13 protein-coding genes are annotated in these 13638 nt (G+C 45.7%); 10 read left to right on the top strand and 3 right to left on the bottom strand.

The window, feature by feature from the left end; translation table 11 throughout:
* Positions 1 to 75 precede the first annotated feature (75 nt).
* From ntdP to BTR1S_RS19725, 7 genes are all read left to right on the top strand, one after another.
* Positions 76 to 606 (top strand): nucleoside tri-diphosphate phosphatase, encoded by a 531-nt coding sequence (ntdP, locus tag BTR1S_RS19755; protein ID WP_006639851.1) that lies wholly within the window; start codon positions 76 to 78, stop codon positions 604 to 606.
* A 75-nt stretch (positions 607 to 681) separates the two neighbouring features.
* Positions 682 to 2424: an ABC transporter ATP-binding protein gene (locus BTR1S_RS19750; RefSeq protein WP_006639850.1), complete on the top strand. Its 1743-nt coding sequence runs from the start codon at positions 682 to 684 to the stop codon at positions 2422 to 2424.
* Positions 2425 to 2551: 127 nt separating this feature from the next.
* Complete coding sequence (locus tag BTR1S_RS19745) at positions 2552 to 3535, top strand: ABC transporter ATP-binding protein (protein WP_006639849.1); 984 nt, start codon at positions 2552 to 2554, stop codon at positions 3533 to 3535.
* Positions 3528 to 4478, top strand: coding sequence for an ABC transporter ATP-binding protein (locus BTR1S_RS19740; RefSeq protein WP_006639848.1), 951 nt, complete (start codon positions 3528 to 3530; stop codon positions 4476 to 4478). Before BTR1S_RS19745 ends, BTR1S_RS19740 begins: the two co-directional genes overlap by 8 nt.
* Before the next feature lie 3 nt (positions 4479 to 4481).
* A complete protein-coding gene (locus tag BTR1S_RS19735) occupies positions 4482 to 6080 on the top strand; it encodes an ABC transporter substrate-binding protein (RefSeq protein WP_006639847.1) in 1599 nt (532 codons plus the stop codon).
* A 22-nt stretch (positions 6081 to 6102) separates the two neighbouring features.
* Positions 6103 to 7104 (top strand): ABC transporter permease, encoded by a 1002-nt coding sequence (locus BTR1S_RS19730; RefSeq protein ID WP_029418783.1) that lies wholly within the window; start codon positions 6103 to 6105, stop codon positions 7102 to 7104.
* Between the two features lie 12 nt (positions 7105 to 7116).
* A complete protein-coding gene (locus BTR1S_RS19725) occupies positions 7117 to 8007 on the top strand; it encodes an ABC transporter permease (protein ID WP_006639845.1) in 891 nt (296 codons plus the stop codon).
* A 56-nt stretch (positions 8008 to 8063) separates the two neighbouring features.
* On the opposite strand, the gene BTR1S_RS19720 is transcribed toward BTR1S_RS19725, so the two are convergent.
* Complete coding sequence (locus tag BTR1S_RS19720; RefSeq protein WP_029418784.1) at positions 8064 to 9137, bottom strand: FUSC family protein; 1074 nt, start codon at positions 9135 to 9137, stop codon at positions 8064 to 8066.
* Positions 9138 to 9399: 262 nt separating this feature from the next.
* On the bottom strand, positions 9400 to 10698 hold the full coding sequence (locus BTR1S_RS19715; protein ID WP_006639843.1) for a glutamate-1-semialdehyde 2,1-aminomutase: 1299 nt from the start codon (positions 10696 to 10698) through the stop codon (positions 9400 to 9402).
* A gap of 173 nt (positions 10699 to 10871) precedes the next feature.
* On the opposite strand from BTR1S_RS19715, the gene bcp reads away from it, so the two are divergent.
* Together bcp and perR are read left to right on the top strand one after the other, a co-directional pair.
* On the top strand, positions 10872 to 11345 hold the full coding sequence (gene bcp / locus BTR1S_RS19710; RefSeq protein ID WP_006639842.1) for a thioredoxin-dependent thiol peroxidase: 474 nt from the start codon (positions 10872 to 10874) through the stop codon (positions 11343 to 11345).
* 209 nt (positions 11346 to 11554) lie between these two features.
* Positions 11555 to 11992: a peroxide-responsive transcriptional repressor PerR gene (gene perR, locus BTR1S_RS19705; protein WP_003179961.1), complete on the top strand. Its 438-nt coding sequence runs from the start codon at positions 11555 to 11557 to the stop codon at positions 11990 to 11992.
* 30 nt (positions 11993 to 12022) lie between these two features.
* Here the strand turns inward: perR and BTR1S_RS19700 are convergent, their stop codons facing one another.
* Positions 12023 to 12391, bottom strand: coding sequence for a YgzB family protein (locus BTR1S_RS19700; protein ID WP_006639841.1), 369 nt, complete (start codon positions 12389 to 12391; stop codon positions 12023 to 12025).
* Positions 12392 to 12612: 221 nt separating this feature from the next.
* On the opposite strand from BTR1S_RS19700, the gene BTR1S_RS19695 reads away from it, so the two are divergent.
* The gene (locus BTR1S_RS19695; RefSeq protein ID WP_006639840.1) at positions 12613 to 13497 is read left to right on the top strand and encodes a nucleotidyltransferase-like protein; all 885 of its coding nucleotides are present in this window, start codon (positions 12613 to 12615) and stop codon (positions 13495 to 13497) included.
* The last annotated feature ends 141 nt before the right edge of the window (positions 13498 to 13638 follow it).

Raw genomic sequence — 13638 nt, 5'->3', positions numbered from 1 at the left:
AAATAAAAGAACTGTCGGACAGGCGATGTGAAACACTGACTTGTAAGGCTTTTGCAAAGAAAGTAGGGGAGAAACATGGGCTTTCCCAAGGAAGGAGAAACCATTCAAATTCATAGCTACAAGCACAATGGGCAAATTCATCGGATTTGGAGCGAAACGACGATATTAAAAGCAACGGAATTGTGCATCATCGGCGCCAACGACCGGACAATGGTCACGGAATCTGACGGCCGGACATGGGTTACACGAGAGCCCGCCATTTGTTATTTCCATGCAAAGCAGTGGTTTAACGTCATCGGCATGCTTCGCGAAGACGGCATCTATTACTATTGCAACATCAGCTCGCCGTTTGCTTTGGACGATGAAGCCATCAAATACATTGACTATGATCTGGACGTAAAGGTCTTTCCCGATATGACCTACCATATTCTTGATGAAGACGAATACGCAGACCATAAAAAAGCGATGAATTATCCAAAGGAAATAGACGGTATCCTGAGATACCATTTGAATACGCTGCTTCACTGGATTCATCAAAGAAAAGGTCCGTTTGCTCCGGAGTTTATCGATTTTTGGTATGAACGGTATCTCCATTATACAAAATAAGCCATTTAGCCTGTTGAGAGTCAACAGGTTTTTTGTGGTGGACTCACACAAAGACAAAAACAGAGGGGGGATACTGTGGGTATCATCAGAAGATATATGGAATTTGTCAAGCCGTATAAATGGAAAATCATCTTGACAGTCCTGATCGGCATTATAAAATTTTCGATTCCGCTCGTCATCCCGCTTCTCCTGAAATATGTGGTCGATGACATCATTCAGGGAACCGGGACGGCTCAGGAAAAAACGTCTTCACTATTTACCGTAATGGCGGTCGTGTTCGCCGTTTATTTAGTGCTTCGGCCGCCTGTCGAATACTACCGGCAATATTTTGCGCAATGGACGGCAAGCAAGGTGCTCTATGACATCCGGGACAGGCTTTTTTCCCACATTCAGAAACTGAGCCTCAGATATTACGCGAATACGCGAGCCGGCGAAATTATTTCAAGGGTGATCAATGATGTCGAGCAAACGAAAGAATTTGTCATCATCGGGCTTATGAACGTCTGGCTGGATGTCATTACGATTTTTATCGCCGTTGCCATCATGATGACGATGGATGTGAAGCTGACCCTTATTTCGATTATTTTGTTCCCGCTTTACGGGCTCTCGGTTAAATATTTTTACGGCAGGCTCAGAACCCTGACGAGAGAGCGGTCCCAGGCTTTGGCCGAGGTGCAGGGCCATCTTCATGAACGGGTTCAGGGAATGCCGGTGATCAGAAGCTTTGCCATTGAAGATCATGAACAAAAGCAGTTTGACCATGAAAACGGAAATTTCCTCGGCAAAGCGATCCGCCATACGGCATGGAATGCGAAAACATTTGCCGTTGTCAACACGATTACGGATCTGGCGCCGCTCATTATCATTACAGTTGCAGGCTACCATGTTATTCACGGGAATTTGACGGTCGGTACGATGGTTGCGTTTGTCGGGTATATCGAAAGACTTTACAATCCGCTGAGGCGCCTTATCAATTCATCGACGACATTGACCCAATCGATCGCCTCCATGGACAGGCTGTTTGAGTTTATCGATGAACCGTATGAATTAAAGGATAAGCCCAATGCCATAAAAGCGGACCATTTACAAGGCGTTGTCGAATTTAAAAACGTCTCGTTTCAATATGAAAAAACAAATGAAATGATCTTGAAAAACCTGTCGTTAACAGCAAAACAAGGTGAAACGGTCGCCCTCGTCGGTATGAGCGGAGGCGGGAAATCTACGCTGGTCAGCCTGATCCCCAGGTTCTATGATGTCACATCCGGCCATTTGTATATTGATGGTGTCGATGTCCGCGATTACCAGGCGAGAAGCTTGAGAAACCAGATCGGCATGGTGCTGCAGGATACATTTTTGTTCAGCGAATCGATCCGTGAAAATATTTCAATCGGAAACCCTGACGCTTCGATGGAGAGCATCATTGCAGCAGCAAAGGCGGCAAATGCCCACGATTTTATTATGGAGCTGCCCGAGGGATATGAGACAAAGGTCGGGGAACGGGGCGTCAAGCTTTCAGGAGGGCAGAAGCAGCGGATTTCGATTGCCCGGGTGTTTTTGAAAAACCCGCCGCTTTTGATCTTGGATGAAGCCACCTCAGCGCTTGACCTTGAAAGCGAGCATTATATTCAAGAAGCGATGGAAAAGCTCGCAAAAGACCGGACAACCTTTATCGTGGCTCACAGACTGTCCACGATCACGCATGCTGACAAAATCGTCGTGATCGAAAACGGACAAATTGCCGAAATGGGAACGCATCAGGAACTGATGAGCCGCGACGGCCATTATAAGCAATTATTTACGATTCAAAAATTAAGCTGACATGTATAAAGCCTGACTTTCGTTTATCGCAAACGGAGGCCGGGCTTTTTCTCTTCTATAAATTTCGTACATATTTCCTATGCAGCGTAAATACAATTTAAAAAATACAAGCTCCGGAGGTGTATATGTGACAAAGGAGAAATTGCTCGAAGTATCGGATCTTTCCATTTCGTTTCAAAAAAAAAAATCTGACATTCCGATTGTTCAAGGCGTTTCTTTCACCATCCATAAAGGAGAAATCATCGGAGTTGTCGGGGAATCCGGCTGCGGCAAAAGCGTCACTTCCCTTGCCCTGATGGGACTGAATGCCAATACCCGCACTAAAGGACGGATCTTGTTTCAGGAAAAGAATCTTCTTATGCAGTCGGAAAAAGAATGGCGCCATATGCGCGGCAATGAAATAGCAATGATTTTTCAGGAGCCGATGACCTCTCTCAACCCCCTGTTCACGATTGGAGATCAGCTGATAGAAGCTCTATCCAGCCACACAAATAGACACAAAAAGCAAGCAGCCGAAAAAGCCGTCCGCATGCTGGAAACCGTCGGCCTTCCGAGGGCGGACCAGCTGATGAAACAGTATCCCCACGAATTATCGGGCGGTATGAGGCAGCGGGTCATGATCGCGATGGCTCTCATTTGCGATCCGAAGCTGCTGATTGCCGATGAACCGACAACCGCTCTTGACGTCACCATCCAGGCCCAAATTCTTTCTCTTTTAAAAAAAATGAACACAGCATTTCAAACAGCCATTCTTCTGATCACTCATGATCTCGGCGTTGTGCACAATACGTGCAGAAGAGTGATGATCATGTATGCCGGCCGAATCGTTGAAGAAGGAAGCGTCGCAGCCATTTTTGCAGATCCGAAACATCCTTATACGAAAGGGCTGTTTGCTTCCATTCCCGCATTCACCCGCAAATCGGAGAGATTGACGTCGATTGAAGGACAAGTGCCGAAGCCCGGAACGATCAAAAAAGGCTGCATGTTTGCCCCCAGATGTCCGCACAAAGTCGATCGCTGCGTTCAAGAAGAACCGCAGCTTGGCAGATTACATGATGAACACGCCGTACGGTGCTTTCTCTATGAGGAAGAAGGAGGGACAGATGACTAATGAGCTTTTAAACGTCAGCCGGCTGAAAACATATTATCCGGTCTCTCGAAAAAAAACGGTCAAAGCGGTTGATGATGTTTCGTTTTCGGTCGAAAAAGGAGAGATTCTCGGGATTGTAGGTGAATCCGGCTGCGGCAAATCAACTTTGGGAAAATCGATCTTGCGGCTGACAGAACCGACTTCAGGCAAGGTGGTCTTTCTCGGACATGAGATCACCGGACTCGGAGCAAAAGAGCTCCGCGGGATGAGAAGGCAGTTTCAAATGATTTTTCAAGACCCTTATGCGTCTTTAAATCCCCGGATGAAAATCAAAGATATTTTAGAAGAGCCGTTGATTGTCCATCGGTTAGGAACGAAAGCCGAGAGGAAAGATGTCGTCCGCTCAATGCTTGAGATCGTAGGCATGGACGCCTCATATGGAGAGCGTTATGCCCATCAATTCAGCGGCGGACAGAGGCAGAGAATCGGAATTGCAAAGGCGCTGATCACAAAGCCGAAGCTGATCATTGCCGATGAACCCGTTTCAGCGCTGGATGTGTCTGTACAGGCGCAAATTTTAAACCTGCTGTCAGATCTGCGGGAAGCTTTTTCACTAACCTTTCTCTTTATTTCGCATGATCTTGGCGTCGTTCGCTATATCAGCGACCGGGTGGCGGTCATGTATTTTGGAAAAATCGTCGAAATGGCTGATGCCGACACATTATTTAGAGCGCCGAAACATCCTTACACAGAATCCCTTTTGGCAGCAGTGCCCGTTATCGGAAAGGGAGAAGTGGATGAAGCGGCAGCAGACGTTCATATTGCTGGTGCTCATGAAAAAGGGTGTCCTTTTTACGGGAGATGCCGGAAACGTGAAGCAATATGCGAGGAGGCGGAGCCGGCGCTGGCCGAAACGGCGAATGGCCATTATACCGCATGTCATTTAACCAACAGGGAGGCTTAGAGAATGAAAAGAAAACATTGGCTGAAAGCCTTGGGAATGATGCTGGCTGTGTCCTTATGTTTAATGGGATGCTCTGGAAAAGAGAGCCAAAAAGAGGGGGGCGGTGCCAAAAATGAAAAAGATACGCTCATTTTCGGAAGAGGCGGTGATTCAACCTCGCTTGATCCGATTACAACGACTGAAGGCGAAGCATTCAAGGTGACGACAAACATTTTTGAAACGCTGCTGAACTACGGAGAGCAGGACACTACCCTTCACCCGGGCCTGGCCGTCAAATGGGAGGCTTCAGACGATGGTCTGACCTATACGCTTGAGCTGAGAAAAGGCGTCAAATTTCATGACGGAACCGATTTTAATGCAGAAGCCGTGAAATACAATTTTGACCGGTGGATGAACGGGGATGAAGAAAAATTTCCTTACTATGGGATGTTCGGAGGCTATAAAAAGGATGATGGGCATGTCATAAAAGATATAAAAATTCTTGATGACCATAAAATCCAATTTATTTTAAAGCGTCCGCAGGCACCGTTTCTAAAAAACCTCGCGATGACTTCATTTGGAATCGCCAGCCCGGCGGCGATCGAAAAATACGGGGACAAATTCAGGGAACACCCCGTCGGCACTGGACCGTATCAATTCGTTGAATGGAAACCGAATGACCGGATCGTCCTTGAAAAAAATGAAGACTATTGGGATCAGGAAAAACCGAAACTGAAAAAGATTATTTTCAGAGCGATTCCGGAAAACTCGGCCCGCTTGAATGCGCTAAAAACCGGTGAAATCGATTTGATGGACGGCGTGAATCCGTCAGATATTGAAAGCATCAAAAGCGATCCCAACCTGAAAATTTTTGAAAGGCCGTCCATGAACGTCGGCTACCTCGGACTGACAACAACGAGAAAGCCGCTGGATCATAAGCTTGTCCGCCAGGCGTTAAACCATGCCGTCAATAAACAGGCGATCATCGATTCCTTCTACGGCGGCCTTGCAGACCCTGCGAAAAATCCGCTGCCTCCTTCACTCGAAGGCTATAATGACAGTGTTGAACCATATCCGTACGATCTCAAAAAAGCAAAAGAATTATTGAAAAAAGCGGGATATCCGGACGGATTCAAGATGCAGCTATGGGCGATGCCCGTTCCGCGTCCGTATATGCCGGACGGCATGAAAATCGCCGAGGTGATTCAATCTGATTTTGAAAAAATCGGAGTCAAAGCGGAAATCGTCACATATGACTGGGCTACCTATATAGATAAAGCAAGCAAAGGCGAAGCCGACTCGTTTTTAATGGGCTGGACGGGGGATAACGGCGATCCTGACAATTTTCTCTACACATTGCTTGATAAGGACAATATCGGCGGCAACAACTATACGTATTTCAGCAATGACGAGCTTCACGACATCTTAATCGAAGCACAGGCAGATCCCGACCAGAAGAAAAGAAATAAGCTTTATGAACAAGCGCAGGAGCTGATTCATGAAGAATCGCCGTGGGTCCCGCTTGTTCACTCGACACCGGTTTTGGCAGGCTCAAAAGACATAAAAGGATATGTCCCGCACCCGACGGGGAGTGAAGTGTTGTCGGGCGTAGAATGGAAATAGTTGAACAAGGTGGTGACTGCCATTGCTTGCTTACTGTTTGAAGAGAACCGTCATGCTGATACCTGTTCTTATCGGCATGACCCTCGTCGTCTTTTCAATCATCCGCTTTATTCCCGGAAATCCTGCACAGGTGATTCTCGGCCAAAGGGCGACAAAAGAAGCGGTCCAGCAGCTGACCGTTCAGCTCGGCCTTGACCAGCCTTGGTATATTCAATATGGAAGATATATCGGAGATTTATTGAGAGGGGATCTGGGGACTTCCATCCGCACGGGGGCGGCGATTATAAAAGAAATGCAGCCTTATTTGTTCGCCACTCTCGAACTCGCTTTTTTTGCGATGATGATTGCGGTATTGATCGGGGTGAATGCCGGAATGATCAGCGCTTGGTTTAAAAACTCGGTGTTTGATTATACAGCCATGCTGATTGCTTTAATCGGCGTATCCATGCCGATTTTTTGGCTGGGATTAATGGGGCAATGGTTTTTTTCCATCGAGCTCGGCTGGCTGCCGACTACCGGAAGGGAAAATGTGAGAAATCCGGTAGAAGCCATCACTTATATTCACACGCTTGATACACTGTTGCAGGGAAGATTTGACCAGTTCGGCGAAACGATCCGCCACTTAATTCTCCCGGCGACGGCCCTTGCGACAATCCCCGCGGCGATTATCGCGAGAATTACGAGAGCAAGTATGATTGAGGTTCTTCAGTCTGATTATATCCGCACGGCAAAAGCAAAAGGCGTTCATATGTTTTCCGTCGTATATAAACACGGTCTAAAAAATGCTTTTATTCCGATTCTTACCGTTATCGGCCTGCAGACAGGACTTTTGCTTGGCGGCGCGATTTTGACGGAAACGATTTTTGCATGGCCCGGCATCGGCCGCTACATTTATGATGCGATCAGCTATAGGGATTATCCGGTGATTCAATCGGGCATCCTTATGATCGCCTTCATCTTCGTCATGATCAATTTTATCGTTGATCTGCTGTATGCCGTGATCGATCCGAGAATTAAGTATTAGGAGGCGGGGAATATGGTTGTCCTGCAGGAAGAACGGCAGAGGGTAGAAGAAAAGGTCCGCTCGCCTCTGTCGGAACATATGCAGCAGTTCTTTCAGCACAAGCTTGCGGCCGCCGGCAGCATACTTGTCGCACTCTTTATCCTTCTGGCCATTTTCGCGCCGCTCATCGCTCCATACGGATTAAATGACCAGTCATTATCAGAAAGACTGGCTCCGCCATCTGCAGAACATTTCTTTGGAACGGACGACTTTGGCAGAGACATTTTTTCCAGGGTGATTTACGGCGCAAGGCTTTCTCTTTGGGTGGGATTCTTTTCTTGCCTGGGTTCGGCTGTTGCGGGAACGATATTAGGGCTGATTGCCGGTTTTTACGGCAAATGGGCGGACGGGCTGATTTCCAGAATGTTTGATATTATGCTCGCGTTTCCAAGCATCCTTCTCGCGATTGCGATTGTCGCCATTCTCGGCCCTTCGCTTGAAAATGCGCTGATTGCAATCGCCATCATTAATATCCCGACGTTTGGAAGGCTTGTCCGTTCAAAAGTGCTCAGCATCAGACAGGAGGAGTATATCCTTTCTGCAAGGGCGGTCGGCATGTCCAATTTCCGCATGATGTTTAAGCATATTTTGCCGAACAGTATGGCGCCCGTTATCGTCCAGGCCACGCTCAATATTGGAACAGCGATTATCGAGGCGGCCGCACTCGGATTTTTGGGATTGGGGGCGCAGGCTCCAAACCCTGAATGGGGAAAAATGCTTGCTGATGCCAGGCCTTACTTGGCACAGGCTCCCTGGACATTGTTTTTTCCGGGTATATCGATTATGCTGGCGGTGCTCGGCTTCAATTTAATGGGCGACGGGCTGCGGGATACTCTTGACCCGAAAATGAAAGAAGGCAAATAAAAAAGCCGGTTAACGATGTCGTTAACCGGCTTTTCAGCATGCCGAGCGTTGGCGGCTCATTCATCATCACCGACTTCAAGCTCGCTGTCTTCGCGATGATACGTCTGGAAGCTTGAGATCAGCGTTTCCAAATGGCCGAGCTGCTCGCGGTATTCAACCGCGCTCGCCATAATGGTCAGCATATTGTAATCCAATAGTTCTTCTTTCAATTTATCCTGGTTTTTCAGGAACGATTCTGTCAAATGCTGTTTGTACACGTCCCCTTCTTCAAGAAGGTCTTCCGTATCATGTGTTTTAATCTTGCCGACAAATCTCATCAGAATCCGCTCGTGCCAGTGAAGAAGATAATCAAGTTCTTCCACAAGCGTTTCCTGGAATTCCTCCGGCATATGGTAAAAATCATTTTCAAGACGGTGCAGCTTTTTTAAGGTATCAAGCGCACGGTTGGACGCGATGATCGCCTGCCTGAAAAGAACGAGCTTTCTTGACTTCACATACGTCGTTCGTTTTAAATGGCTTCTTTCCTCTTTGTACAGCAAGTAAAGATGGTCGACCTTCATCATTTTTTCTTTCAGTTTTTCAATGTCTTCTTTCAGCATCTTATGCTCTGTCGTTTTCCGCGTCAAAAGACGAATCCATTTAATGACTTCATCTGTGTTCTCGACAATATGGCTGGCGAGCTTTGTTTCATATTTGGGCGGCAGAAAGATCAGGTTGACCAGGAACGCAGACAGAACGCCCAGAATGACTGTTCCGGTTCTCACCAAAGCGAACATTAAAAAGTTGTCGCCGGAGCTTTCCAGTATCGCAATAACGGTGACAAGCGCGATCGAAATCGTATTTTCGATCTTGAGCTTCAAATTAATCGCAATGACAATGACCGCCGTCAATCCGATGATAATCGGACTGGGTTCAAAAATAAGTCCAAAAATAATAGCTGTTGCAGCACCGATAATATTCGCCTGCACTTGATCGACTATCGTCAAAAATGAACGATAGATCGAAGGCTGTATCGCAAAAATAGCGGCAATACCGGCAAACACCGGGGTAGGCAGGCCGATCCATGCTGCGAGGTAAAGTGCAAGCGTAATGGCAATGCCTGTTTTGAGAATACGGGCACCAAGTTTCATTAGGCTGTACTTGCATCCCTTTCTATAATAAAATTCGTTCTTTACAGAAAATGAATCGTACCAGAACATTTCTCTGCTAATTTGCCAAACAATAAAGTAATATACAGCGATCTTCTGAAATATTCAACCCATTTCTAAGAAAAAACAAACCATTGTCAAAAAAAAGAAAAACAAGCTGTTTCTTCTAGCGCCAAATGACCTGGAGACACCTTTTCAAAATATCGGTTCATTGATAAAAAAGAGAGCAAAAACGCTCTCTTTGTTACACTTGTTGTTTCAATTGTTTAAATGACTCATCAACGGCTTTCAGCGTATCTTCGATATCCTTTTCCGTATGTGCGATCGTGATAAACCATGCTTCATATTTGGAAGGGGCGAGGTTGACTCCCCGTTCAAGCATCAGTTTGAAAAATGCCGCAAACATCTCGCCGTCCGTATTTTCGGCTTGTTCGTAATTCTCGACTTTTTCATTTGTGAAATAGACGGTGAGGGCGCCTTTTAAACGATTGATGGTAATCTCGATGCCGTGCGTTTTGGCGTGCTTCAAAATCCCCTCTTCAAGCATGGCGCCGAGGCGGTCAAGCTTTTCATACGTCCCATTTTCTTTCAGGACTTCCAGGCAGGCGATTCCTGATAAGATCGACGCCGGATTGCCCGCCATTGTCCCTGCCTGATATGCAGGGCCGAGCGGAGCCACCTGCTCCATGATTTCCTTTTTGCCGCCGTATGCGCCGATCGGCAGTCCGCCGCCGATGATCTTGCCGAGCGCCGTCAGATCAGGCTTGACGCCCAAGAGGTCCTGTGCTCCCCCATACATAAAGCGGAACGCGGTAATGACTTCATCATAAATGACCAGTGCGCCGGCGTCGTGAGTCAGCTGATTCACCTGTTCGAGAAATCCGCTTTTCGGCTCAACGATTCCGAAGTTTCCGACGATCGGTTCAACGAGCACTGCCGCAACATCGTCTCCCCATTTTTCAAGGGCTTTTTTATAGCCGTCAATATCATTAAAAGGAACGGTGATCACTTCATTTGCAATGCTTTTTGGCACTCCTGCTGAATCCGGTGTACCCAGTGTTGAAGGTCCTGATCCGGCAGCGACGAGCACGAGATCCGAATGGCCGTGGTAGCATCCGGCAAATTTGATAATTTTCGTCCGGCCGGTATACGCGCGGGCGACGCGGATCGTTGTCATGACAGCTTCCGTTCCCGAATTGACGAATCTTACTTTATCCAATGCCGGAATGGCTTCCTTCAGCATTTTGGCAAACATGACTTCGTGTTTTGTCGGTGTTCCGTAGAGCACCCCATTTTCGGCCGCTTTTTGAATGGCTTTTGTAATGTGCGGGTGTGCATGGCCGGTAATAATCGGTCCGTATGCCGCAAGATAATCTATGTACTTATTTCCGTCTACATCCCAAAAATAAGCGCCTTGGGCTTTTTCCATCGCGACAGGCGATCCGCCGCCCACGGCTTTATATGATCTGGACGGGCTGTTGACACCGCCTACGATATGCTGAAGAGCTTCTTCATGAAGCTTTTCTGATTGTGTATGCTGCATAATGTCCTCCCCATTTCTATAACCTCTGTGTATGGCTATATTGTAACACGTTGTGATCTGAGAGCAAAAAGACAGCCGCACCGGCCCTGTTTTCTCAGGCTTGATTTGAACAGGAGGGAACTGTTTTTTATAATGAAGGGAAGCAAACTTTTAAATATACAGGAGGCAAAACAATGACTGTAGAAATTGGACAAAAGGTTCCTGAAATTGAACTGCTTGGTGATCACGGCGAAAAAGTAAAACTGTCAGATTTTCAAGGGAAATACATCGTGCTTTATTTTTATCCGAAAGATATGACACCGGGCTGCACGACGGAAGCATGCGATTTCAGAGACAGCCATGAAAGCTTTGCAGAACTTGATGCCGTCATCATCGGCGTCAGTCCTGATGATCAGGCAAAACATGAAAAATTCAAGGAAAAACACGATCTGCCATTTCTGCTGCTTGTCGATGATGAGCATAAACTCGCTGAAAGCTTTGGCGTTTGGAAACTGAAAAAGAATTTTGGCAAAGAATATATGGGGATCGAACGATCAACCTTTCTAATTGATAAAGAAGGCCGCCTTGTGAAAGAATGGCGGAAAGTAAGGGTGAAAGACCACGTTGCAGAGGCTCTGCAAGCTGTAAAAGAAGTGTATGAAAAATAAGAACAAGCATGGGGCCGGGCCGCAACAGGTTTGGCCTCATGTTATGGACATATTCTGCCGGATGATTGAACATGATGTATATTAAGAGGATTTTGATTTGAAAATAGGGTTTTCACAGGGATTGGAATTGACAAAAATTCCGCTCTGGAGTTACACTAATTATAAACGTTATAATATAAGAATTTTTTTTAGAAGAGAGGTGCATGACGATGGCTGAACATAACCTGAAAGAAGCGTTGGAAGCGTTGAAGGAAACCGGGGTGCGAATTACTCCTCAACGTCATGCCATTCTGGAATTCCTCGTAAATTCTATGTCTCATCCAACTGCAGATGATATATATAAAGCTCTGGAAGGAAAATTTCCGAACATGAGCGTAGCAACGGTTTACAACAATTTACGGGTATTTAAAGAATCAGGGCTCGTGAAAGAATTGACATACGGAGATTCTTCAAGCCGGTTTGACTTTGTGACTTCCGAGCACTACCATGCGATTTGTGAACGCTGCGGAAAGATCGTAGACTTTCACTATCCGGGGCTGGATGAAGTAGAGCAGCTTGCTTCACATGTGACAGGATTTAAAGTCAGTCACCACAGACTGGAGATATACGGTTTATGTCAGGAATGCGATAAAAAAGAAAGCCATTAAAAAGAGCTGGCCGCTTTTTTAACGGTCAGCTTATTTTTGTTTCAGTGCCTGCCTGACGGACTTTCGATTATATGACTCATCAAATTCTTTTCCTTCTAAATTTTTGTCAAGCGTAAGAGGCTCCCTGCAGTGCATGCACATATCAACCCGGCCGAGGACCTTGGTCGGCTTTTCGCAATTCGGACAGATGACTTTGACCGCTTTTGTTGAAAGCATACCAATCCAAAAATAAACCGCCGTGCTCAGCATGATAGATAAAACCCCCAAGAGCATAAACACCGACATCAGCAAGACAGAAGACCTGAAAAAGATACCGACATACATAATGATGAAGCCGACAAATACTAAGCTTAAGGCAAACGTTCTGATTTTATTGATTTTACTAGAATATTTCGCCATATTCATCCCCCTCTCTCTAATATAGCATATCTAAGATGTGTTATTCTTTAATAAAAATGAATGAAATGGTATTTTTCTATAGAGAGTTTCCGGGGAATTGATTATAATATGTCAATGTGTTTTCAAAATAAAGGAGTTTTTATTGGCTCGTAGAAGTAGGTAGAAAACGAAAGAGAAGCATTTTAGAGAACGTATTTTACATCTGTATTGGAGGAATGGTGATGGAAAATCTTCTCCGTCCGATTTACCAAGAAAGAGCAAGCCGCCCTGATACTTTAGCTGTGATGATCATAGAGAGGAGAAACCAAACCTCTTCAGCAACAGATAACTTTGATGCGGCATTATTAGTAATCGTAAATAAGGCTGAGGAACCGGTATTCGTGAAGCATTATGAATTTGACGGAAAAACGGCTTCTCTTCATATCATTTCCGTTGAACAGCTTCAAGAATGGATCCTGCTTGGAACAAACAGAAGAATCATAGATTGGATTTTGAACGGGAAAATTCTCTTTGACCGAAACGAATATATCGTAAAGCTGATTGAACAGCTCAATACATTCCCTTTTTCAGAGCGAAAACTGAAAATTGGGCTTGAATACGGAAAATTAATCAGAAGGTATATAGAAGGAAAAGCGTTTTTTGAAGATGATCAGTTTTTGGATGCTTACAATTCCATCGTGCACGCTCTTCATCATCTGGCCAGAATCGAAGTGATTGATAAAGGCTTCCATCCCGAAGTAACGGTATGGAACCAAGTCCGGCATATGGAGCCGCAGGTATATAAGCTTTATAAAGAACTGATTGAAAGCAATGAGAGTCTGCAAAAACGGCTGGAGTTATTATTCCTCGCAAGCGATTTTCTCATTCATTCCAAAGCTGAAATCGGAGCCGCACACATTCTGAATGTGATGGGCGAAAAAAACGTTTGGCAATTTGCCGAACTGCTCACACATCCTGAGCTTAAATATTTCACGGCGGACCTCGGCGCTATTCTTGAGTTTTTGGTCGAAAAGGACCTGGTTGGAGTAGAGCCGATTGAAACAAAGGGACAAAAGATTTTTCACCGAGGATATTTTATAAAAAAAAGTGTTGACTCTGATTCTTGATGGTGATATATTATTAGACGTCGCTGTTAGCGAAACGGTTTTTTACTAAAGCAGCAGCGACTGAAAAAAATAAAAAACATTTGACACGCCTAGTTGAAAATGTTATACTAATAAAGTCGCTTCTGATTGAAGCGGAAATGA

The sequence above is a fragment of the Bacillus sonorensis NBRC 101234 = KCTC 13918 genome (assembly GCF_001592005.1).
Taxonomy (GTDB): Bacteria; Bacillota; Bacilli; order Bacillales; family Bacillaceae; genus Bacillus; species Bacillus sonorensis.
Note: the sequence above shows the minus strand (reverse complement) of the source record. Positions and strands in the feature narration are given on the sequence as shown.

Excerpts from the sequence above, each read along its gene's own strand:
- perR (WP_003179961.1), top strand. The coding sequence starts at position 11,555 with ATGGCTGAACATAACCTGAAAGAAGCGTTGGAAGCGTTGAAGGAAACC.
- BTR1S_RS19715 (WP_006639843.1), bottom strand. The coding sequence starts at position 10,698 with ATGCAGCATACACAATCAGAAAAGCTTCATGAAGAAGCTCTTCAGCAT.
- BTR1S_RS19695 (WP_006639840.1), top strand. The coding sequence starts at position 12,613 with ATGGAAAATCTTCTCCGTCCGATTTACCAAGAAAGAGCAAGCCGCCCT.
- BTR1S_RS19700 (WP_006639841.1), bottom strand. The coding sequence starts at position 12,391 with ATGGCGAAATATTCTAGTAAAATCAATAAAATCAGAACGTTTGCCTTA.
- BTR1S_RS19735 (WP_006639847.1), top strand. The coding sequence starts at position 4,482 with ATGAAAAGAAAACATTGGCTGAAAGCCTTGGGAATGATGCTGGCTGTG.
- BTR1S_RS19720 (WP_029418784.1), bottom strand. The coding sequence starts at position 9,137 with ATGAAACTTGGTGCCCGTATTCTCAAAACAGGCATTGCCATTACGCTT.
- ntdP (WP_006639851.1), top strand. The coding sequence starts at position 76 with ATGGGCTTTCCCAAGGAAGGAGAAACCATTCAAATTCATAGCTACAAG.
- bcp (WP_006639842.1), top strand. The coding sequence starts at position 10,872 with ATGACTGTAGAAATTGGACAAAAGGTTCCTGAAATTGAACTGCTTGGT.
- BTR1S_RS19740 (WP_006639848.1), top strand. The coding sequence starts at position 3,528 with ATGACTAATGAGCTTTTAAACGTCAGCCGGCTGAAAACATATTATCCG.
- BTR1S_RS19725 (WP_006639845.1), top strand. The coding sequence starts at position 7,117 with ATGGTTGTCCTGCAGGAAGAACGGCAGAGGGTAGAAGAAAAGGTCCGC.